At 65.7% G+C, this 22,487-nt stretch carries 17 protein-coding genes, 1 tRNA gene and 1 pseudogene; 13 read left to right on the forward strand and 6 right to left on the reverse strand.

What is annotated here, in order from left to right; all coding sequences use genetic code 11:
- Positions 1 to 171 precede the first annotated feature (171 nt).
- Entirely contained in the window at positions 172 to 1,347 is a 1,176-nt protein-coding gene (locus ACZ54P_RS24135; protein ID WP_465463826.1) for an FAD-dependent monooxygenase, read from the reverse strand.
- 59 nt (positions 1,348 to 1,406) lie between these two features.
- On the reverse strand, positions 1,407 to 2,552 hold the full coding sequence (locus tag ACZ54P_RS24140; RefSeq protein ID WP_465463827.1) for a CaiB/BaiF CoA transferase family protein: 1,146 nt from the start codon (positions 2,550 to 2,552) through the stop codon (positions 1,407 to 1,409).
- Between the two features lie 146 nt (positions 2,553 to 2,698).
- Here ACZ54P_RS24140 and ACZ54P_RS24145 point away from each other — a divergent pair.
- The 8 genes and pseudogenes from ACZ54P_RS24145 (at position 2,699) to ACZ54P_RS24180 (ending at position 8,890) form a co-directional block, all read left to right on the forward strand.
- A pseudogene (locus tag ACZ54P_RS24145) lies at positions 2,699 to 3,423 on the forward strand (SDR family oxidoreductase).
- A gap of 81 nt (positions 3,424 to 3,504) precedes the next feature.
- The gene (locus ACZ54P_RS24150) at positions 3,505 to 4,653 is read left to right on the forward strand and encodes a N(5)-(carboxyethyl)ornithine synthase (protein WP_465463828.1); all 1,149 of its coding nucleotides are present in this window, start codon (positions 3,505 to 3,507) and stop codon (positions 4,651 to 4,653) included.
- A gap of 70 nt (positions 4,654 to 4,723) precedes the next feature.
- Positions 4,724 to 4,990: a hypothetical protein gene (locus ACZ54P_RS24155; protein ID WP_465463829.1), complete on the forward strand. Its 267-nt coding sequence runs from the start codon at positions 4,724 to 4,726 to the stop codon at positions 4,988 to 4,990.
- A 15-nt stretch (positions 4,991 to 5,005) separates the two neighbouring features.
- Complete coding sequence (locus ACZ54P_RS24160) at positions 5,006 to 6,403, forward strand: sensor histidine kinase (RefSeq protein WP_465463830.1); 1,398 nt, start codon at positions 5,006 to 5,008, stop codon at positions 6,401 to 6,403.
- Positions 6,400 to 7,065 carry a response regulator transcription factor gene (locus ACZ54P_RS24165; RefSeq protein ID WP_465463831.1) on the forward strand — a complete coding sequence of 222 codons (666 nt, stop codon included), beginning with the start codon at positions 6,400 to 6,402 and terminating at the stop codon, positions 7,063 to 7,065. Before ACZ54P_RS24160 ends, ACZ54P_RS24165 begins: the two co-directional genes overlap by 4 nt.
- A 57-nt stretch (positions 7,066 to 7,122) precedes the next feature.
- A complete protein-coding gene (locus ACZ54P_RS24170) occupies positions 7,123 to 7,707 on the forward strand; it encodes a DUF4956 domain-containing protein (RefSeq protein ID WP_465463832.1) in 585 nt (194 codons plus the stop codon).
- Positions 7,704 to 8,480 (forward strand): polyphosphate polymerase domain-containing protein, encoded by a 777-nt coding sequence (locus ACZ54P_RS24175; protein ID WP_465463833.1) that lies wholly within the window; start codon positions 7,704 to 7,706, stop codon positions 8,478 to 8,480. The genes ACZ54P_RS24170 and ACZ54P_RS24175 overlap by 4 nt, the downstream gene beginning before the upstream one ends.
- 336 nt (positions 8,481 to 8,816) lie before the next feature.
- A tRNA-Ile gene (locus tag ACZ54P_RS24180) sits at positions 8,817 to 8,890 on the forward strand.
- 2,979 nt (positions 8,891 to 11,869) lie between these two features.
- Here ACZ54P_RS24180 and ACZ54P_RS24185 read toward each other — a convergent pair.
- Entirely contained in the window at positions 11,870 to 12,613 is a 744-nt protein-coding gene (locus ACZ54P_RS24185) for a hypothetical protein (protein WP_465463834.1), read from the reverse strand.
- Between the two features lie 816 nt (positions 12,614 to 13,429).
- Between ACZ54P_RS24185 and ACZ54P_RS24190 the strand changes: the two genes are divergently transcribed.
- The gene (locus ACZ54P_RS24190; protein WP_465463835.1) at positions 13,430 to 14,263 is read left to right on the forward strand and encodes a hypothetical protein; all 834 of its coding nucleotides are present in this window, start codon (positions 13,430 to 13,432) and stop codon (positions 14,261 to 14,263) included.
- A 578-nt stretch (positions 14,264 to 14,841) separates the two neighbouring features.
- On the opposite strand, the gene ACZ54P_RS24195 is transcribed toward ACZ54P_RS24190, so the two are convergent.
- Positions 14,842 to 16,203, reverse strand: coding sequence for an FG-GAP-like repeat-containing protein (locus ACZ54P_RS24195; RefSeq protein ID WP_465463836.1), 1,362 nt, complete (start codon positions 16,201 to 16,203; stop codon positions 14,842 to 14,844).
- 279 nt (positions 16,204 to 16,482) lie between these two features.
- On the opposite strand from ACZ54P_RS24195, the gene ACZ54P_RS24200 reads away from it, so the two are divergent.
- The 3 genes from ACZ54P_RS24200 to ACZ54P_RS24210 are packed head-to-tail and all read left to right on the forward strand — an operon-like array spanning position 16,483 to position 18,504.
- Positions 16,483 to 17,343: an NB-ARC domain-containing protein gene (locus tag ACZ54P_RS24200; protein WP_465463837.1), complete on the forward strand. Its 861-nt coding sequence runs from the start codon at positions 16,483 to 16,485 to the stop codon at positions 17,341 to 17,343.
- 52 nt (positions 17,344 to 17,395) lie between these two features.
- The gene (locus ACZ54P_RS24205; RefSeq protein ID WP_465463838.1) at positions 17,396 to 17,779 is read left to right on the forward strand and encodes a hypothetical protein; all 384 of its coding nucleotides are present in this window, start codon (positions 17,396 to 17,398) and stop codon (positions 17,777 to 17,779) included.
- A gap of 44 nt (positions 17,780 to 17,823) precedes the next feature.
- Positions 17,824 to 18,504: a cysteine hydrolase family protein gene (locus tag ACZ54P_RS24210; protein WP_465463839.1), complete on the forward strand. Its 681-nt coding sequence runs from the start codon at positions 17,824 to 17,826 to the stop codon at positions 18,502 to 18,504.
- A gap of 162 nt (positions 18,505 to 18,666) precedes the next feature.
- Here the strand turns inward: ACZ54P_RS24210 and ACZ54P_RS24215 are convergent, their stop codons facing one another.
- Together ACZ54P_RS24215 and ACZ54P_RS24220 are read right to left on the reverse strand one after the other, a co-directional pair.
- Positions 18,667 to 19,122 carry a hypothetical protein gene (locus tag ACZ54P_RS24215; RefSeq protein WP_465463840.1) on the reverse strand — a complete coding sequence of 152 codons (456 nt, stop codon included), beginning with the start codon at positions 19,120 to 19,122 and terminating at the stop codon, positions 18,667 to 18,669.
- A gap of 237 nt (positions 19,123 to 19,359) precedes the next feature.
- Entirely contained in the window at positions 19,360 to 19,806 is a 447-nt protein-coding gene (locus ACZ54P_RS24220; protein WP_465463841.1) for an NUDIX domain-containing protein, read from the reverse strand.
- Between the two features lie 247 nt (positions 19,807 to 20,053).
- On the opposite strand from ACZ54P_RS24220, the gene ACZ54P_RS24225 reads away from it, so the two are divergent.
- Positions 20,054 to 22,141 carry an NACHT domain-containing protein gene (locus ACZ54P_RS24225; RefSeq protein ID WP_465463842.1) on the forward strand — a complete coding sequence of 696 codons (2,088 nt, stop codon included), beginning with the start codon at positions 20,054 to 20,056 and terminating at the stop codon, positions 22,139 to 22,141.
- The last annotated feature ends 346 nt before the right edge of the window (positions 22,142 to 22,487 follow it).

Here is a 22,487-nt window from a genome sequence, read left to right on the forward strand (position 1 = left end):
GCGTCCGGTGACACCCGTTGGACACGGCTTCCCCGGAAACGTCACGCGGGAAACCCCGATGTCCCGGTGACCAGCCGAACACGGCGGAGGAGATCGCGCACCCGGAAGTCGAGTGAGACGGCGTCCACCCCGCTCGTGAGTGGTAATGACGGTTCTAACCGTCATTACCACTCACGAGCTCTGAAGTGCGGGGTAGTCGTCGAGGACGATGTCGGTGGCGAGCTTGTCGGTCACCCACAGCATCCCGCGCAGGACGGACCGGCGGCGGAACAGCTGGTTGCGCAGGCTGATCCGCAGTTTCGTCGGCGGCGCGAGGAACGGGCCGGCGTTGGCGCCGCGGGCGATCTTGGCGTAACCGTGGAGTTTCTCGTCGTACCGGCGGAAGGCCACCTCGTGGTTCCCGTTCGCCGCGGCGAGTTCACCCGCGAGGACGTAAGCGCCCACGACGGCGAGGCCGGTACCGAAGCCGCCCAACGTGTTGCCGTAGGCCGAATCGCCGACGAGCGCGACCCGGCCGCGGGAGTAGCCGTCCATCGTGACCCGGCTGATCGAGTCCAGGTAGACCTCGTCCGACCGCTTCACCGCCGCCATCAGTTCGGGCAGCCGCCAGCCGCCACCGTCGAACGCGGTGGCGAGGATTTCCTTCTGCTGAGCCATGTCATAGCGGTCGTAAGCGAGTTCAGGGGAGGCGAACACGAAGAACGCGGAAGCCTTGGGCCCGCCGGTGGCCGCCATGCGGCCGGGCTCGTTGTACATCAGGGAAACGCCGCCCGCGCCGCGGAAGTCGTCCTGCTCGCCGGTTTCGACCAGGGCGTAGTAGTGGCCGAGGTGCCGCACATAGTCGGCCTCGGGGCCGAACGCCAGGCGCCGCACGGCCGAGTGGATGCCGTCCGCGCCGAAAACGAGATCGAACCGCCTCGGGGCACCGCGTTCGAAGGTGACGTCGACCCCGTCGGAGGTGTCGGTGAGTGAGGTGACGGAGTCACCGAAGACGTACTCGCAGTCCTGAGCCGTTCGTTCGTAGAGGATCTCGGCCAGATCGCCACGCCGGATCTCGACGTCGCCGCCGGTGAACTCGCCGGGCATGACGGCGAGCGGTCGTTCCTCGGCGTCGATGATGGTCTGGTCGTGGCCGCCGGTCCGGCGACGGTGGACCTCGTCGAGGATCCCCATCCGTTCCAGCACGGCCCGGTGTGTGGCGCCCTTGAAGTCGACCGCCTGGCCGCCGTTGCGCGGCGCCGCCGACCGTTCGACGACGGTGACCGCGTAGCCCTGGTGGGAAAGCCAGAAGGCGAGCGACGGCCCGGCGATGCTCGCACCGGAAATGAGGACTGTCTTGTTCGTCATGGCCGGTAGCTTCGCCGCCGTCGTTGACGAAGTGCTGACGATCCGCTGACCGTCGCCCGTCAGTCCCAGCCGGGCAAGGGGAGGGTGAGCTGTCCGGGGTCCTCCGGCGGTGCCGTCTCGTACCGGGGCGGCGTCGCCGACAGCCCGATCGGGTTACGGGTCAGCCGCACCGACGTGCCGTCGGGCCGGGGGAGATCGACCGTCGGGTTCAGGCCGAGCCGCTCCGCGAGCGCGAACGCGCCCGCGACGTCGTTGACTTCTCCGGCGGGCACTCCGGCCTCGCTCAGCTCCGTGGCCCACTCGGCGGCCGTGCGGCGGCTCAGCCGGTCCTCCAGCTGCGTGCGGAGTGCGGCGCGGTGTTCGACGCGGGCCGGATTGGTCGCGAACCTGGCCTGTCCCGCCAGCTCCGGCAGGCCGATGACCTCGCACAACGCGGCGAACTGGCGGTCGTTGCCGACGGCGAGGGCGATCTCGTGATCGGCGCAGGAGAGGAGCTCGTACGGCGCGATGCTCGGATGCCGGTTGCCCATCCGCGCCGGGACCGCGCCACCCGAGGTGTACGCGCTGCCCTGGTTGACCAGCGCGGCGAGCAGGCTGGACAGCAGGTCGATCTCGACGCGCTGCCCCTCGCCGGTCCGGTCGCGGTGGCGGAGAGCGGCGAGGATCCCGACGCTCGCGAACAACCCGGCCAGCACGTCGACCAGCGCGACCCCGACCTTCTGCGGTTCGCCGTCCGGGGCGCCGGTGATGCTCATCAGCCCGCCGACGGCCTGGATCAGCAGGTCGTAGCCGGGCAGCGCGGCACCGCCGCCGGAACCGAACCCCGTGATGGAGCAATAGACCAGCCCGGGGTTGGCGGTGCGGAGCGCGTCCGGGCCGAGCCCGAGCCGGTCCATCACGCCGGGCCGGAAGTTCTCGACCACGACGTCGGCCTCCAGCGCCAGCGCCCGGGCCTTGGCGAGGTCGTCCGGATCGCCGAGGTCCAGCGCCACACTCGTCTTGTTGCGGTTCACCGACTGGAAGTAGGTCGCCTGGCCCGCCGCGTCGTAGGGCGGCCCCCAGCTGCGGGTGTCGTCGCCGGTACCCGGCCGCTCGACCTTGACCACCTTCGCGCCGAAATCGGCGAGGAGCATGGTGGCGAACGGGCCGGCCAGCACCCGGGAGAAGTCGAGGACGCGCAGTGGGCCTAGTGCGGTGTCGGGCATGGGCCGACCCTAAGCGGCCATGACGGCCGATGAAGTTGTGATCACGGTCACGAAAGGACTCAGTTCCCATTACTTTCCACTAGGTACCTACTATCCCCGCGAAGGTAGCTTCGGTCGCGTCAAGAGCACACGGCCCAAGGAGCGACATGATCGTGGTGACCGGAGCGACCGGGAATGTGGGCCGTCGGCTGGTGGAAACCCTTGCCGCGGCGGGAGAAGAAGTGACGGCGGTGGCACGCCGGGTCTCGGCGGCCGACGTCCCCGATGGCGTGCGGCCGGTACCGGCCGACCTCACGGAGCCCGCCGGACTGGGGCCGGTGTTCGCCGGAGCGGACCGCGTTTTCCTGTTGACGTCAGGGGACTTCATGGCCGCGGGTGGCGATGTCGCGGACGTCGTCTCGGCGGCGCGTGCATCCGGGGTGAGACAGGTCGTGCTGCTGTCCTCCCAGGGTGTCGGCACCGGGCGGCACGCACCGTCGTTCGAAGATGCGGTCAAGGGCTCGGGTCTCAAGTGGACAGTGCTGCGGCCGGGAGGCCTCGCCTCCAACGCTTTCCAGTGGGCGCCGTCGATCCGGGCGGACCGCGTCGTCGCCGCGCCGTTCGGTGATGTCGCGTTGCCGGTGATCGATCCGTTCGACATCGCCGAGGTCGCGGCCGCCGTCCTGCGGGAGTCCGGGCACGAGGGACAGACCTATGTGCTGACCGGTCCCGAGCCGGTGTCGCCGAGGCAGCAGGGGAGGCCACGCTCGCCATTCTCGGCGCACCGACGGTGGACGAGCAGCGGGTGGACGCGGGCGTCGAGCGCGTGCTCGGGCGGCGGGCGCGGACTTTCGGCGAGTGGGCGGCACGGAACGCGGTGGTGTTCGAATGAGCTGAGCGAGCGCGAATGGGGCTTACCTGACGTCGCGAAAAGCGCGTATGTTTAGAATAAGGTCTAGTTAAGGGGCCCCACGTGGACCAACTCACTCTCGGCGTACTTTCCCGCTCGCGCAAAGAAAACGAGCGACGAATTCCCATCCACCCACGCCACCTCGAGCGGATCGACCCCGCGCTGCGGCGGAATATCCACCTCGAAATCGGGTATGGAGAGCGGTTCGGCATCTCGGACGAGGAGTTGATGCCGCTCGTCGCCGGCCTGAGTTCCCGTGAACGACTGATCGCCGAATGTGACGTCATCCTGCTGGCCAAACCGCTCGCGGAGGACCTGGCCGACCTGCGGGCCGGGCAGACCCTGTGGGGCTGGCCGCATTGCGTCCAGGACGACAAGCTCACTCAGCTGGCCATCGACAAGAAACTGACGTTGATCGCCTTCGAAGCGATGAACCACTGGCGGAGCGACGGTTCTTTCGGGCTGCACGTTTTCCACAAGAACAACGAGCTGGCCGGCTATTGCTCGGTGCTGCACGCGCTTCAGCTGATCGGTTCGACCGGTGACTACGGCCGTCGTCTGCGCGCCGTCGTGATCGGCTTCGGGGCGACAGCGCGTGGTTCGGTGACGGCCTTGAACGCGCACGGGATCCACGACGTGCACGTGCTCACCCATCGAGGCGTCACCGCGGTCGGTTCGCCGATCCATTCGGCGAACATCGTACATCTCGACCACGATTTGAAGGGCCCGGCCGATCTTCGCCGCAGTCACGCGATCACCGACGAGGGTCAGAGGCCGCTGGCGGACTTCCTCGCCGGACACGACATCGTCGTCAACTGCGTCCTGCAGGACCCGAAGGCGCCGTTGACGTTCCTCAACGAGGAGGACCTCGCGGCGTTCAAACCCGGCGGTCTCATCGTCGACGTTTCCTGCGACGAGGCCATGGGGTTCAGCTGGGCGAAGCCGACGACGTTCATCGAGCCGACCTTCGAGGTCGGCGGCATCACCTACTACGCCGTCGACCACAGCCCGTCCTACCTTTGGGATTCGGCTTCGTGGGAGATCAGCGGCGCCCTGCTGCCGCATCTGGAAACGGTGCTCGACGGCCCGGCCGCCTGGGCCGCCGACCCGACGCTGGACCGGGCCGTGGAGATCAGCGAGGGCACGATCCGCAATCCGGACATCCTGGCCTTCCAGGACCGGGCGCCGGAGTATCCGCACGCCCGGCGGTGAGCCCGCCGGATGAGAAAGTTCTCATCCGGCCCTCATCGGCGGCTCACCCGCAACGGGCACGCTGAACCTCATGCGATCCCGAATTCTCCTGCTGGCCGGCGCCGCCACCGTCGTGGTGGCGGCCGCCGGCACGTTCGCCGTGGTCGCGGCCACCGCCGCCGCACCGCCCGACCTCGGACCGGCGGTCGTCGCCCCCGCGGGGCAGGCCGTCGGCGGTCCCGTCGAGGGCGGTGCCCCGCCGGCGGTGGTGCCGCCCCGGCTGGCCGGACACGACGACGACCTCGATGATGGCCCGGATGACGCCGACGATCACTTCGACTTCGACCTCGACGACTGAGCGGGGCCGCCGTCGATGAGCGCCCGCGCCCGGATCCTCGCGTGGGTCCTGCTGGTCGTGCTGCTGGCGCTCGCCGGATCGCTGCTGGCGACCCGCACGGTGCTGCACAATCAGCTCGATCAGCGGCTCGACAACGAGATCGCGCACGAGGCAGGCAAGCTCCGCGTCTTCCTGGCCTCACCGGACGCCCGTCCGGCGGGTGGTCCGGCGACGGTCGAGGCGGTCCTCGGCCGTCATCTCGAACGGAATCTGCCGGAGAAGTACGAGACCTTCTTCTCGATCATCGACGGCACCGCGTCGCGGCGGAGCGCCATCGAACCGCCCGTCCGGCTCGACACCGACCCGAACTTCGTCGCCGAGCTGGCACGAGCCACGACCCCCGCGTACGGCACCGTCACCACCGCTGTCGGCTCCGCTCGCTACGGCGTGATCCCGGTGACCATCGAAGGCTCACCGGGGCGCGGCGCCTTCGTGATCGTCGAGTTCGTCGACCACGCCGCGGGTGAGATCAACGACGTCATCGGCGTCATGGCCGCGATGTCCGGCGCCGCGCTGATACTCGCCGGGCTGATCGGCTGGCTGGTCGCCGGCCGCATCCTCGCCCCGGTGCGCGAAGTACGCCTGGCGGCCGAACAGATCGGCGAGACGGATCTGTCGCGCCGCATCGAGGTCCGCGGTTCCGACGACGTCGCCGCGCTCGGCCGCACCTTCAACACCATGCTGGACCGGCTCGAAAGCGCCTTCGCCGGGCAGCGCGACTTCATCGACGACGCCGGGCACGAACTGCGCACGCCGATCACCATCGTCCGCGGCCATCTCGAACTGATGGGTGAGGATCCCGAGGAGAACGCGGCCACCCGGCATCTGGTCCTCGACGAACTCGGCCGGATGCAACGGATCGTGGACGATCTGCTGGTACTCGCGAAATCCGGCAGCCCCGATTTCGTCGCGCCCGGCGACGTCGACCTCGCCGACCTCACCGTCGAGACACTCGCCAAATCCCGCCCGCTGGCCGAACGCGCCTGGCGGCTGGACGCGGTCGCGGAGGTCGTCGTCCGCGCGGACGGCCAGCGGCTCACGCAGGCCTTGCTGCAACTGGTCTCCAACGCCGTCCGGCATACCGCCCCCGGCCAGGAGATCGCCCTCGGCTCGGAGGTCACCGCGTCGACCGCGCGGCTCTGGGTCCGCGACACCGGGGAAGGCGTCCCCGCCGATTCGCGGAGCCGGATCTTCGAACGGTTCAAACGCGGCAGCAACTCGAGCGGCGACGACGGTGCCGGACTCGGTCTGCCCATCGTCGCCGCGATCGCCGAAGCGCACGGCGGCCGCGTCCTGCTCGACACCGTGCCCGGCGAAGGCGCGCGGTTCACCATAGAGATCCCCGTATCGGTCGAAGCAGGTGAAAACCGGTGACCAGTGTGCTGGTGGTGGAGGATTCCGCCCGGATCGGCGCGTTCGTCGAGAAAGGCTTGAGGGCGCAGGGATTCGCGACCCGCTGGGTCCAGACCGGCTCGGCAGGGCTGACCGAGGCGCTGACCGGCGCGCACGATCTGGTCGTACTCGACCTCGGCCTCCCGGACCTCGACGGTTCGGATCTGTTGCGCGCGCTGCGGGCGGCGGGCCGGACCGTGCCGGTGATCATCCTGACCGCGCGTGACAGTGTCGTCGACCGGGTCGCCGGGCTGTCCGGCGGCGCGGACGACTACCTCGCCAAACCGTTCGCCTTCGAGGAACTCCTGGCCAGGATCCGGCTGCGGCTGCGCGGGAACCCGGAGGCCGACGCGGCGGTGCTGCGCGCCGGAGACCTCACCCTCGACCTCCGCACCCGGAAGGTTTCGGTGGCGGGATCGGAGAAGGACCTCACCGCACGTGAATTCGCGCTGCTGGAGACCTTGCTGCGCCATCGCGGTCAGGTGCTGTCGCGCGAGCAGTTGCTGGGCGGTGTCTGGGGTTTCGACTTCGATCCCGGTTCGAACGTCGTGGACGTCTACATCCGCTACCTGCGCGGAAAGATCGGCGCCGACCGGATCGAAACCGTCCGGGGAATGGGGTACCGGCTGGGCGAGTCCCGATGAGACGGTTCTCATCCGGCTCTCACGGTGCTCTCTTTTCCCGGCGGCACAGTGGTTCCCATGACCACGACACTGCTTCATCTCGCCGTCGACCTCGTCGTCGCCGTGATCCTCGCCTACGGCATCTACGCCCGTCGTCACCACCGCGGTGACCTCGCCTGCGCCTACCTCGCGCTGAACGTCGGCGTCTGTGTTTCGGTCGCCGTGCTGCTGTCCGTGTCGACCGCGAGCGCGCTCGGCCTCGGCCTGTTCGGCGTGCTGTCGATCATCCGGCTGCGCTCCGACTCGATCACCCAGCAGGAGGTCGCGTACTACTTCGTCGCGCTGGTTCTGGGCCTGGTGAACGGGCTGCCGTCCGCGGACTGGCGGATCGTCGCCGTCTTCAACGTCCTGTTGCTCGCCGTCATGTACGTCGCGGACCATCCGTCCCGCACCCGCGGGCCGCAGCGGCGGACGGTCGTGCTCGACACCGTGTACCCCGACGAGCAGACCATGCTGATGGAACTGCGGGTACGGCTGGGCGGCACCGTCGTGCGGCACACCGTGTCCGAAGTGGACTATGTCCGTGAGGTCACCGTCGTCGACGTCCGGTTCCGGCCGGACGCCACACCGGTCGTCCACGGCGCCCCGGCGGGTACCCGATGAGCGCCCGGGGAACGGCCACCGTCACCGCGGTGGCCAAAGGACTTCCGCCGCTGTCGCTCACCGAAGTCGTCGCCACGAGCGGGTTGATGAGCCGGACGGACCGCAAGTACGTGGTGCGGCTCAACGATTTCCTGGCCATCGCCGAGGCCATCGGCCCGTCGTTGCACTGCCTGGAGATCGACGGGCGGCGAGTGTTCGGCTACTCGTCGACCTATTTCGACACCCCGGATCTGGCGATCTACCGCGCACACCGGCAGGATCGGCGGCGCCGGTTCAAGATCCGCACCCGTACCTACACCGACTCGGCCGACACCTACTGCGAGCTGAAGGTCAGCGGCCGCCGCGACGAGACGGTGAAAGTACGCCGCCCGCATCCGGCCGAGTCGGCGCACGGCCTGACGGCGCCCGCGCTGACGTTCCTCGACGACGCCCTCACCGCCGCCTACGGCCGCCCCGCGCCCCGGCCGCTGCACCCGGCGCTGAGCACGGACTACCGGCGGACCACCCTCGTCACCGCCGACCGCCGCACGCGGATCACCTGCGACACGTCTCTGGTCTGGCGCTCCGGGCAGCGGAGCCTCGCCGCCGGGAGCGACCTCGTCCTGCTGGAGGTGAAGTCGGCGACCGAGCGCAACAGCGTCACCGAGGCGCTCGCGAAACTGCGGATCCGGGAACAGTCGGTGAGCAAATACTGCGCGGGGCTGGTGGCGCTGGGGCTCGCGACCGGCGGCAACCGGTGGCGTCCGGCGCTGCGGCGGCTCGGCGTGGTCTGACGCTCGCCGCGCCCGGGGAGGGCGACTGTCCACAAGGGACCGAATGGTCCCGCTGCGGGGCCGTGGCGCCGAGGACGCTCACGACCCCGAGCCCGACAGGCGACGGAGTTCGCCACGAGCGCCTCCCTGTACCGATGGGCCGGGTACCTCAGGCCCGGCAACCTAGACTAGCGAGTGCGCCCCTGCGGGGTGAAACCAGCTGATGGGCCTGGGTCGCGGCCTGGACGATCGCGGCTGGTGAGCGCTGTGATAACTTTGAGCGAACTGGGACTTCTGTGCGTTAGCAAACCCGCTGGTGGGGGTGACGGCTCCCGCGGAGGTCCTGGGACACCGTTGGGGCCGGTAGCTCAGTTGGTTAGAGCAGGGGACTCATAATCCCTTGGCCGTCGGTTCGAGCCCGACCCGGCCCACAACATCAACATCGCCGCTGACCTGCAGAGATGCTGGTCCTTCGGCGGCAATTTCGCCTCCGCGTCAAGCGCGACTGGGCTCCGTTATGTCTCCGTTTGCTCCGGTGTGCTCTGTGGGGCCGGTTGGTGGCGTAGCAGACTTTCTGCTTCCTCGTCACAACCGCTGCGGTGGGGACTTCAGCAGGTCCGGAGTTCTTTGCTTCCACAGCTGGACGAGCTGGTGTGGCCGCAGGCCGGTCGGGCGTGATCCGTGTTCTCGAGCAGAAGGCCAGCGACGTCCGCGGGTTCACCCTCGTACTGCGCATCTTGGAACCGACGCGGTCACGTCGGGCGGTGAACTTGAGGTAGAGCGTGGCGTACCCGATGGCGTCGTGGTGGTGTTTGGCGAGTTCGATCTGTTCGAGGCGTTGGATGTACTCGTGGTCCGCTTTGGCTTCGAACGACCCGGAGTCGGGCGGAGACCGGATACCGACTGGAACCAGTCACCCCGAGGGTTCTTGGTTCGAGTCCAAGTGGGGGAGTACAAGCCCAAGCCAAGCGCCTGGGCTTCGTGGTGTCTGGGGCCTAGGGGCGATTTAGTGTCGATTTTGACGCCTGTCCAGGCGTTCACCCTGATGTGCCGCTTAGGGAGCGATACCGACGTCCGGGTAGGCTCGACTGGACGTGGGTCTCCGGCGGGGTGCGCGAGGCACGGTGAAGATTTCGGCTAATGGGCAGCGCTCGGTGTGCTGCACGCGGATAGCTGGCTTCAGCGGTGCGGACGCTAGCGGAAAGCGGCGCCACTCAAGTGGAACCCTTCTGAACTGCGAGAACAGCGTCGTTGACCCCCTCACCGCCAGTCAGGTTCGTGCAGGGCGCTGACCTGCGGTCATAGAGAACCCGCTGGTCGGATGGAGTGGTTGTGTACCGTTCAGCGCGGTTTATCGTTGTTGGGCGCTGTTGTAACCGACGTCGTGCTCCAGAAATGCTCCAAGAAAATTGGTGTGAGAGTCGAGGACGACTGTGCGACGACAGGCTGGCGTGACCACAAACTTCGCGTTCGAGACAGCCACTTCGCCTGCGAATTGGGGGCTGGCAACCAGCTGGTTAAGAGTCGGCACCTGGGCGTGTCGGATGGTGTCGAACAAGACCTTTTCGTCTGGTCGCAGCGTGTCCGCGGTGTCGGGGTGTGTCTCCTGGTGTCGGACTGTTTCAGACCTCTCGGGCTCGTCTCGGGCTCGCGGATGCCGGGTTCTGTCGCTTGGTCCAGCCGCCTTGGATGCCTGCGTTGCCGGGTGGAGCGGACGATGACGGTCGAGGCCCGGCGCGATCCGGTGGTGTCGGCTGTGAGCACGATGGTGGGGACCGTGGTCGGCATGACGTTCCTCTTCGAGTTCGGAATGTAGTCGCTCTCGCAGTCCCTACCCGACGGAGCCGCGGCAGAAAGCGCCGGCGAACACCCCGGCCCGCGGACCGTTCCGCAAGCCAAACGTCAGGGGCTGGTTTCTGCTGTCCCGTCGCCGCTGCAGGAGGCACAACGAGAGCGGAGTTGCTCACGAGCAGCGGCAACGTGGCGCCAGAAGTTCGGTGGGCTGGAGCGAGGTGCTCTAAATGCCCAGCAGGGACCACCCATCGCCGGTCAAAGCGGAGTACCCAAGATCGACTCGGACACGAAGAGCCCTCGACCTGCCGGAACGGCTAAATCGAAGGAGATTCTCAGAAAGAGTGGAGCTTCTCCGGCGTTATTCGAACTGTCCCGACCTTCTGGGACGGCTGGCCAGCGTGTTGCGGCGGGCTAATGACCCCGCCGAGGACGGGCACGAGACGATCACGACTATCGAGGGTAGGGCAGCCTCCTGACCGCACGTACAAGGCCCTCTCCCCCGAAGAGATGGCCGACATCATCGCCACCTACCGGGCCGGTGCAACAGCCAAGGGACCTAGCCGAGCGCTACGACGTCCATCACGACGATCAAGAAGAAGTTGCGAAAGTACGGAATCCGGCGCAGCAAGTCGTAGCACGCCATCAGGAGCCGTCCGAGTGTATCGACGTCACGTTGGCAGCACTCTTACGCCGGTCGCCTGATCGCGTATTCGCGCGATCGAATAAGACGGCGACGGCGGCCATGGACAGTCATGATTGCCAATGGTCGCCGTCGCCGAGGGTTACGCTATCGATTCAAAGTTGCTGGGGGTGCCTAGCTCATTGAGGGATTGCTAGGACAAGGGGTGCTCGGGTGCCGCTAGGACCCGATACCGGTACCGGTCGCCCTCCTCATGGTCGATCATCGTAGAGAATCCGGCTTCGCTGAGCACGTCGTGCATTGCTTTGATGATTATCCGGCGAGAATGGGTTGTGTAGCGGAACAAGTTATCACGCGCGTCACCCGTCCTTACGCTGTTTCGATAGATATCAGTATCCTGTAGAGGTGCCCGCCAATCTAAGATAACGCCGAAAGGAAATTCGTGGTGAATAACAATTTGTCCCCCTGGGGTCTTTAGGGACCTACGTTCCTGGTCTGAAGTGACTGAGGCCGGAAAGCCAATTCGCAGGAGCTCTTTTTCGACCTTGTCCGCCAGTTTATGCCACGATTCAACGGCATCTTGAGGTGCGCGAAAAAGTGCGTCCTCGGCAAGTTGTGCTTCTTTGTAGAACTCAAATGGACTGACCATGTCGTACCTTGTCTGCTTAATGGAAGATGAGGGATCATAGCAAAGTCCCACGTGGCTGCCTGTATCAAGTAAGTGTTTCCGGGGGTCACCTGCCGCCGATGTGTCTAAGGTACAAAAAGTCCTCTAGCAGCTCGGCTTCAAGATCGGAGTTGCCAAGATAAGTGATAGCGTAGTGTACATTTGCGCCTGGAGCCGACTTGAGAATAAGTTCAGTGCACGCCTTGCAGGGAGATCTTTCGGTGAAGATATCTGTAACGTCGATTGGTTGAAGTATTCGACCATCTGGAAGCTTGAATTTGGCAATCCACGATCGTTCTAAAAATACGATCATTCGGAATGAATGCTGTTTCCCATGGGGGTACCCTTGCCGCTGTATGCTCTGACGTATTCGTCCTTGAAGACGGGGTCAACCCAGCCTGGAAGTTTTGCTACTGCGATATTCACAATTGGGCGCATGCTGGCGACAGCTTCTCGAAATTTATAGGCCTTATCGGCTAGTTCGTTACCCCATCGATCATATTTAACTGGAATAAGGCAGAGGTCTGCGTTGGTGGCTGCGGCTATCGAATGGGCCGCCGCTCGAGCACAGTTCTTGAACCCGTTGCGGATGAAGCTAAGATCCAGTTGCGCCAGGCCTGTCCGTACCGCGATTCCACTGAGGAAAGCTGCGTCGCTGAGTGCGGCGACTCGGGAGGCGAGGAGTGCTTCGGCTGCGAATCCTGTGGCGAGGTCGGCGCCGATGGTGATGAGGAGCCCTGCGCCGGCGGCTTCGGCGAGGAAGCCTGCTTCCAGGCCGGCTAGCCCGGCGATCATTGGTGCGGTGCAGACCTCCGCGCAGTACAACCCGACGGCGACGAGGGCAACGGTGGCGACGATAACGCCGGCGGTGATCCAGAATTGCTCGGTGTCCGCCTCGTCTTGTGCGTCGGCGATCGCCTTGTTAATCAGGTAGGTGAGCGCAGGGTTGTAGGTACCCTTCAAGCAGTTGTTGAACGCTTCTTCGCTGTGTCCTTTGAATTGGTTGCAGATCGCGACATTGTGTTCGGACTCGCCCTTGGGGTCGGCGACCATCCGGTTGGCCCGGTTGATGCAGTCGTCGTGGTCCGGACCGGCGGATGTTCGTTCTGCCCGGCGAGTCGATGCGGGTTTTGCTGAGTCAGGTGTACGGCCTCATAGGACTGCCGGAACCGAAGCGTCATCCACGGCCGCTGTCAATTCAGCCCTCGCATGCCCTGCAAGGTGAACCTCCGATGTCAACCTTGGCCTCGACGAGGCTGCGAGCACGCGATCGACGGTCATCCGACGCGCTGGTAGAGCGGTTTCCCGCCGGACTGGTGAAGGTCGCCCAGGCCCGTTCAGACCGCGTTCTGTTGTGTCAGTGGGGCGAGACCCAGCCGAAGCTGTTGAACAGCGCACAGGTTCACGTACGGGCTGATGCAGTGGGCGCAGAGGAAGCCCGACGGTGGACGGCATCGATGCTGGAAATGTATCCCAGAGCATCTCTTGCTGTCGTAGCCGCCGATGAGACCTCTTGTTCGCTGCGCACGCGAGGCGGTCGGATGCTGCAAGCGGAGTTGTCCTAAGCTGACCTCGGCGCTCTGACGCTCGTAGCCGCAGCGGTTCACCAACTGTTGATAGCTGGACAGCCGCTGCATTCTGGAGGCTATGACTTGTACCTACGTTCACACGGCGAGGAATTGGTTGTGACTGTGCATGACCTCGTCGGCGCCGATACGTTCTGCTAGCGGTGCACCACGCATTCTGCAGTCGGACAAGGTCGAGGTCAGGATGTTGAGTCGCTGGCGGGCCCGCTCAAGGCCACGTCTACCTCGACACGCAACGGCGCAGGCACGTCGAGAGCTCCTGTGGTGGTACGTCGCCGCCACCGTGAACGGCCCGTCACTCACCATCAAACTGTCAGTGGCTGTCTTCACTGCTATCGCGACGACGATCGTCGCCGCCGGAATCGTGTCCGGCGCTGACCTCGGCGTCGCCGGGTACATCGGCTTTGTCGGCATGGCTTTGTCCTACACCTGGATGGTTGCCGCGAGCACCGACACCCACTTCGCCAGGTGGCGAGAAGAAGAGCCGGGAATCGTGGCAGGGCTACGCAGCCATGTCCTAGCGGTGATGACCATCCTGGGGTTCACAGGCGGTGTGGGCGTCGCGGGCTACACCGTCATCCTCACAATGAACGCCATCTTCGGAAGCTCGGAGCGGGAGAGCGCCGATGCCGCGACGCCATCGGACATCGCGGTCTTACTCGCCGCGCCCCTGCTGTTCCTGGCGGCCTCCGCCCTCAACCAGATCCTGGCAGTGCCGACCACGGGCCTCGACAAACTCACCTCGATGACGGTCTGGCGTTCCGCTCGACGCGTCACCCTCATCCAGGTGGCAGTCGCCACGGCCGCCGGAGCCGCGGGCACGCTCGCGATCTGCGCCCGCATGGACGCGCCGGCCTTCGCGACGGTGACGGTCACCATCGCCGGGGCCGGCATCATCGGCTTGCTGGCAGGCCTCCTGCCCGGGCGGCACCACGCATGGCCTGCCTACGTCATCGCCGTCAACAAACTCGCCAGGACCGGCCAACTGCCACGGAACCTCATGCGTTTCCTGGATGACGCGCACCGCCTCGGCCTGCTGCGGGCGGTCGGGCCCGCCTACCACTTCCGCCACGCCGAACTCGAGGAGCACCTCGCCGCCCGCTACGAGCAACACTAGTTCCGATGCTGGCACACCGGGTCAGTCGCGGAATCTCGCGCGAATGTCGTTGACGACATTCGTACGACAAGATTTCGACACAGAGCGTGAGATCCTACATTCGCTGTAGGTTCTTACCGCTCGTGGCATATCGATCGGGTGCGACCTGGGTCTTCTAGGTTGTCTCACGGCGACGTCACCATGATCAGTCTCAAACTCATGACAGTTCTTCGGCTGACGTGAGCCAGATGCCTGAGGTAGCCGGGCAGCATGGGCTAAGCCACCCGCCTGCCCAAGCGTCCTAATCGCGGCATGAGAGTGCATTCGCTCCGGCTCGGAATCTCAGTCGGTCATAGCCTGCTGACCGCCGGCCCGGTCGCGCCCGCCTGGCAAAGACGTCTGGCGAGATCGAAACAAGCGGCGGACTGGTTCTGGGACACCTGCCACGCCGGACGACCATGGTTCCGGACCGCGCTCGAGCCGCACCTGGGCCACGAGATCACGCGTGTCGGCGTGATCGGGTCTGACTTGAGGCACGCGTAGGCGCGTGACGCTACCGTCCCGAATGTCCCGTCGCCTGCGAGTGGCTGGTGTTTTTCTCACGAACCGGCGCCGAGCCCGTGGATCCACAGCTGCGGCGGTCCCCAGAATCCGGAGCCGGATGACGTGTCGACGTACCAATCTCCACCCGAGGCGAAGAAGGTCACCTCGTCGGCCATGCCGTCGCCGTTGACGTCGGCCAAGAACTGGTCGGTGGAACCGCCGCCCTGGCCGTAAGCCCAGTAAGTCGGCTGCCAGAAGCCCGATCCTGACGAGGTCCCGGCTTCCCAGGTGCCCGTGGTGTAGAAGTAGGCGATATCGGCCCGATGGTCACCGCTGATGTCGCCGGCAATCTGGTTGGCGCTGCTCATGCCATGCCCTGCCGACCACTGCCCCGGATAGCCGAAGCCGTTGCCACTCGACAGGCCCACAAACCAATTGCCGGACGAAGCGAAATAGACCGCGGCGTCCGCCCTCCCGTCACTGTTGAAATCACCGACCAGCTGCCGGCTGCTTCCGTATCCGTTGCCTTGGATCCACCGCGTGGGCGGCCAGAACCCACTTCCCGAGGAGGCCGAGACGTACCAGTCGCCGGTATTGGCGTCGAAGGTGACGAGATCGGCCATGCTGTCGCCATTGACGTCCGCCAGGAACTGCTTGCTGGTGCCCACCCCCTGCCCCTCGGCCCACCGTGTCGGCGACCAGAAACCACTACCGGATGACAGCGAGACGTACCACTGTCCGGCGGTGGCGAAGAACGACACCAGATCGTCCATGCCGTCACCGTTGACGTCGGCCAGGAAGTACCTGCTCGCGCCGACCGAGTGGCCGGAGCTCCATTGACCGGGGTTTCCGAAGCCGGAGCCAGTGGAGAGGCCGACGAATGCCGACCCGCTGTCGCGGTACATCACGACGGCGTCGGCCCTATGGTCACCGTTGACGTCTCCCACCAGGCGGGTGCCGACACCCGCGATGTCGCGCACGTGGATGTACCGGAACATCGACGCCGCGACCCGGCGCTCGTTGTAAGTGCCGTTGTAGTTGTAGTTGTACTCCTCGATCGTGACCGTGCCGTCACCGTTCACCGCCTCGACCCAGGCGACATGCCCGGACGATTCGGCGATGGCACCGACCCCCGGAGTGCCGTTCACGGCGTACCCGTGCGCAGAGAACCAGGAGCCCCAGGTACCGGCGTTGCCGATCGCCCTCGGCATCTCGAATCCGTTGCGCGCGTGCAGCCGCCACGCGACGAAGCTGGTGCACTCACGGTTGTAGTAACCCCACGAGTCGACTACCGAGTCCTGGGCCACGTCGCGCCACTGCGCCGGATAATCGTCCGTACCCGCTCTGGCCACCGGCACGAGAACCAACCCCGCAAACAACGCGATGGCCAGGGCAATCAGCATCCGTCTTCGACTCACGACATCCTCCAGTCCACGGAAACCCGACCGAGCAAAGTCGCTCGCAGGACGTCACGACGCACCCTGCTCGCCTTGAAACCAGCCAATCGGCGTAGCGGGCACCCAGACCAGCACACCCCACCAGCGGCATGACAGGACGCTCGCGCCGTCAATAGTTGCTGGCGATTCGATGCTCCATCAGTGTGGTGCTGGATTCTTGCGTCACCTCGTGAGCGCGATCAGGTCAAGACTGGCTGCGTGGGTGATCAGCGGGGCGTCAGCAACACGATCAGTGGGTCCGTGACCCGATCGGTAGTGCAAGCAGGCAGCATCGGGCAGGTCGTTTCCGCCCCTGGTCGGGGCAACGCGCCGGTGCCGCGGCAGTTGCCTGCCCCGGTGCGGGACTTCACCGGTCGCGAGCACCAGGTAGCCGCGCTGAATAGCGTGCTGCCGAGCGACACCACCGCCCACAGCACAGTCGCTGTCCTCGACGGTACCGGCGGAGTAGGCAAGACCAGCCTGGTCATCCAGTGGGCACACCGGGTCCAAGATCAGTTCCCCGACGGCACGCTGTTCGTGAATTTGCGGGGCTACGGCCCGAGCGCGCCGTTGGATCCTGCGGTCGTGCTGGGTGGCTTCCTGACCGGACTCGGCGTGCCTCGGGATCAGGTCCCCGCTGAACTCGACGCCGCGGTCGGGTTGTTCCGATCTTTGCTGGCGAGCCGCCGGGTTCTGGTGGTGCTGGACAACGCTGCTGCGGCCGAGCAGGTGCGCCCGTTGCTGCCTACGACAGCCGGATGTATGGCAGTGGTGACCAGCAGAGACAACCTCACCGACATGTTCGTGTCCAACGCGGCCTACCGAATCAGCCTTGATCTATTCGGACCCGTCGAGTCACACACCTTGTTGCTGGCGGTGCTCGGTCCAGCCCGCATCGAACAGGAGCTAGACGCCGCGAGCGAGTTGGTCCGGTTGTGCGCCGGGCTGCCGCTGGCCCTCCGGGTCGCGGCCACCCGGATCGCGTTACGCCCGCTGTGGCGGATCGCCGATGTCGTCGACGAGATCAGGGAGGATCAGCTCGCTGATGACGGCACGAGCGGGGTGGTGGGCCGAGCGGTCCAGGCGGTGTTCGACTGGTCTTACGCCCGTCTCAACCTCTGAGCAGGCTCAGGTTTTTCGCTTTCTCGGCTGGCATCCGGGCACGGAGTTCTCCGTGCCCGCGGTCTCCGCCCTGTGCGATCTGAAGCACCGCGAAGCCGACCGATGCTTGGAAGCACTCGCCGAGTTACATCTGATCGAACCCGTGGCCCGGCACCGGTACCGGTACCGGATGCACGATCTGCTGAATGCCTACGCCCGCGCCCGCGCCCGCCTCGACGCCCCGGACGAGCAGCACGCCGCACGTGAACGGGTTCTGACGTGGTACGCCTACGGCGCACAGCTCGCCGACCGGTTGCTCTATCGGGGATTTCCGTCCTTGGACGTCGAGATCGGCCGGGTGGGGCCTGCTCTGACGTTGGAACCAAGGACGCGCGATAGAGCGAGCTGCGGGTTTCCGCGTGACTTTGGCTATTCCTGCCGCCGAGCCGAACCGTAGTGACGATCAATGGTTGACCTGTTCAGCTTGAGGAGCGTTAAGCGATGGAATCTACTGCGCTGTTGATGATCGACATGCAGAACTCGTACGTCGCGAGAGACGGCGTCCGGAATGCGCTGGGCTGGCCGCCGATCTGGAGGTTGCAGGACACGATCACCGCCTGCGCGGATCTACTGGCGGCTGCGCGGGCACAAGGGATGCAGGTCATCTACTCGCGGTCGACCGGCGGTACTGCCGGGCCTCTCGGACAAAGTCCCCGCATGGCTCGGTTGCTGGCTCACCGCTCCCGCCTCATTCCCGAGGTGGGAGCGGCCGAGCAGGAGTGGAACCGGCAGATCATGGACGCCGTCGCGCCGGAGCAGGGTGACGTCATTCTGGACAAGACCCGGGCCAGCTTCTTCGACTACACCGAACTTGATCCGTTGCTTCACAACCTCGGCGTCCAGCGACTCGTTGTGGCCGGCTTGCAGACGAACGTGTGCGTCGAAGCCACCGCCCGCGCCGCGCTGGCCCGCAACTTCGAGGTCGCCGTCCCCAGCGATGCGGTATCAACCGACGGCCCTGCTTTGCACGAGGGCGCGCTCAACTCCCTGCGCGTCCTCTATACCGAGGTCGCTCCGTGGCGGGAGCTCCTCGCGCCCGACGCGGCCTGGGACCGTGCGTTCACCACTCCGAACTACGGCCGCGATCCGGCGTACTGGACCGAGACCACCGCCAACACGTAACTGCTGGCCCGCACTTTGGCCCGAACGGTGTCCCTTATGTGGTCTCGCAGAGCGGAGGATCAGGGCGGTGGGAAATGTAGGGTCTCATCGCACCTGACATGTTGATCTTGCGTCACCTGCGGTCTCGCAGCTTGTCTCACGGCCGCTTCATCAGCATCAGTCTCACGGCCGCTTCACTTCTTCGGCCCTGAGCCGTTCCGCGGTCTCGAGCGACTTGGCTCGCACCCGGTCCGTCTGATTTCGGTACCACTCCAACCAGGGGCTTTCGGCCGCTCGCTGCGTCACGATGAGCTCCGCTCCCGCGTCGTCATCGACTGTCAACACCTCGTAGCCGATCGAGGACAGGATCGTCGCCATCGCGTTCTGCATCGCGGTGTCGATGGTCGTCTTCCACTGCCCGGCGGGATTGTCCGGACCGGTACGGCCCTCGCTCCACGCCTCTAGGGATGCGGACTTCAGGATCGAATGACTGACCCAACTGATGACCACACCACGATGCCCGAGGTTGTCGGCGAAGACGTGCGCGCCGACCGACCCCAGGGGATGGCCGCCGTGCATGTAATCGGGAACCAGGGGTATCCCGGCGATGGCCAGGTCGGAGCTGACGAGATCGGCCAACGCGTACAGTCTGGTCAGTGGATTTTCGGGTTCGTGCCGGTCTGGCATGCCTGCTCGTGCTCCTGGTTCCGGTTGTGATCGGTGAGTGTCAGTTGTTCGTGCCATCGGTCAGCGGGTGACCACCCCGCACCCAGGGGTAGGCCGAGGACCTGCACGATCTCACCGCGCGGGGGCATGTCGATCTTAAGTGCCCCTGGGCTTTCGTGGTTGCCTCACCGCGACGTACTGAGATCGGTCTCAGTTTCGAGGCAATTCCTCACGTGTGGCCAGTTCTGGACTGATCAACCCGAGCCAGGCATCCTGTTGGTCAGCGAGTGGGCGATCCAGTGGTAGGGGCTGGAATCGGCAGACGAAAATCAGGCCCGCGTCGTATCCCTCGCCGCCGACGTGGTGGGACCAACTGCCGGGAACAGTTGCTGCAGCGCGCAGGTGGAAGTAGGTGGTGCGCCGCGACTGGCCGCTGTGCGGGTGCGGCTTGTCCTCAGTGGTCAGCGAGTTGACGACGACTGTGTCGGTCATCCCGGTTTCCTCGAGGACTTCTCGCTGGACAACGCGGCTGAGGGTCTCGCCGGGTCGGACACCGCCGACGGGGATCTGCTTGCCTGCCTCGGGGATACCTTGGTGCTCGAAGACCAGCACGATCGGACGTTCGCCACGGCGCCGCCGCGTGCAAGGTCCGAACATCTATGTCGGGCCAGGGCCACGATCTCCGGAACCCGTGCTTGGTGGCCGGACACGGATCGATACCGACAGGCCGTTCGACGCAGCTGTCATGATGCTCCCTGCCGCTGGTGAGCTACGAGGGCGACCTTGTGACCGCAGGCATGGCTCGGGGACCATCACCGGTATGCGAAGACGTGTTCAACGGCGTCGCCGACTGGCTGTCCTGTGGTGGACTGCTTGGCTCGCCCTCCTCGCCGTTCTCGGCTCCGTGCTTTACTTCCTGTTCCGCGACGGCTTGCAGGTGTCGGCCAACATGGCCCAGCTGATCTCCCTGGCACCTGCCTTTATTCCTTTGCTCTGGGCGTTGGTCGTGTGGCGCCGCCGCACAGTCCGGCCGCCCGACACCGAGGTGCTCGATCAGGCGGCGGTGCACCTCGCAGCCCGTGTGAAAAGGCAATGGGACGAGGACGTGCGCACGTGGCGCAACCGCATCCTTCCCGTACGCTGGAAGGTCACAGGCAGCAGGAATCTGATGGACCACCTCAGCCAGGTGACGAACCTGAACCTCGACGAGCTAGCGGTGGACAAGGGAGACCTCGATTCCCTCGCGCGCAACTTCCCGATGCTGCTCCAGCGCCGCCTGGTTCTGCTCGGCGCGTCCGGAACGGGCAAGACCTCCCTCGCGGTCCTCCTGCTGCTGGAACTGCTGAAAAACCGGTCGCAGAACGATCCCGTCCCGGTGTTCCTCACCGCGTCACGATGGCCGGCCGCGGAAGACCGCTCACTGCGCGAGTGGCTGACCGACGAGCTCAGCCGCCTCTACCCCGGACTGACCGACCCGGACCACGGCGGCCCGGGGACACCGGAAGAACTGGTTCACAGGCAGCGCGTTATCCCCGTCATCGACGGTCTGGAGGACCTGCCCGAGCGGGTTCAACGGCACTTCTTCTCGACGCTGAACACCTCGCTGGCCGTAGGCGACGCCCTGGTGCTGACCTGTCGCACGGAGGAGTACCGCCACCTGGTGGAGACCACAGGGAAGGTCATTCCAGGCTCCGTGGTGCTGGAATCGATGCCCATCGATCCGCAGCACGCGCGCGACTATCTCGCGATCTCATCGGACGACGTCGGGGACGTGGTGGTCGACGCCCTCATCCCCGCTAACGGCGACCGCAGCCGGACCCCGGGCCAGGAGAAGGCCCATATGACCAAGGCATTGGACCTGTGGCTGTTCCGCACCGTCTACCGCGACGGCGATCGTGATCCGTCGGAACTCCTCGATCCGAACGTGAACCGCGATCCCGAGACTCTCCGAGCGCACATGCTCGCCCATGTCATCCCGGCGCTGATCAGGAAGAGACCACCCAGCACTCGCTCGGACGAGCGGTTCCGACCAAGCAGGCACTACGACCCAGACCAGGTCCGGTCATGGCTCGGGTATCTGGCCCAACTATGCACCATCAAGACCAGTCACCAGGAGAAGCAACGTCGAGAGCTCCTGTGGTGGTACGTCGCCGCCACCGTGAACGGCCCGTCACTCACCATCAAACTGTCAGTGGCTGTCTTCACTGCTATCGCGACGACGATCGTCGCCGCCGGAATCGTGTCCGGCGCTGACCTCGGCGTCGCCGGGTACATCGGCTTTGTCGGCATGGCTTTGTCCTACACCTGGATGGTTGCCGCGAGCACCGACACCCACTTCGCCAGGTGGCGAGAAGAAGAGCCGGGAATCGTGGCAGGGCTACGCAGCCATGTCCTAGCGGTGATGACCATCCTGGGGTTCACAGGCGGTGTGGGCGTCGCGGGCTACACCGTCATCCTCACAATGAACGCCATCTTCGGAAGCTCGGAGCGGGAGAGCGCCGATGCCGCGACGCCATCGGACATCGCGGTCTTACTCGCCGCGCCCCTGCTGTTCCTGGCGGCCTCCGCCCTCAACCAGATCCTGGCAGTGCCGACCACGGGCCTCGACAAACTCACCTCGATGACGGTCTGGCGTTCCGCTCGACGCGTCACCCTCATCCAGGTGGCAGTCGCCACGGCCGCCGGAGCCGCGGGCACGCTCGCGATCTGCGCCCGCATGGACGCGCCGGCCTTCGCGACGGTGACGGTCACCATCGCCGGGGCCGGCATCATCGGCTTGCTGGCAGGCCTCCTGCCCGGGCGGCACCACGCATGGCCTGCCTACGTCATCGCCGTCAACAAACTCGCCAGGACCGGCCAACTGCCACGGAACCTCATGCGTTTCCTGGATGACGCGCACCGCCTCGGCCTGCTGCGGGCGGTCGGGCCCGCCTACCACTTCCGCCACGCCGAACTCGAGGAGCACCTCGCCGCCCGCTACGAGCAACACTAGTTCCGATGCTGGCACACCGGGTCAGTCGCGGAATCTCGCGCGAATGTCGTTGACGACATCCGCACTACAAGATTTCGACACAGAGCGTGAGACCCTACAGCTGTAGGGTCTCGCCGCTCGTGACATGTCGCTCTTGCACGACCTGGGCGTTCTCGGTTGTCTCGCGGTCACTCCACCAAGATCAATCTCAAACTCTTGGCATTTCCTCGACCGATCAGCCACCACGCTGTCGTCTACGTCCATTTACGGGACTGCGGTTGCATATCCGAGGCTGGCCCTTGCTGCCCGACGTGGGCGGCAAGGGCTGTTCGATCTATGACTGCCCATCGGGTCAGGTCATGCACCC

It is taken from the genome of Amycolatopsis sp. NPDC034160 (genome assembly GCF_055575355.1).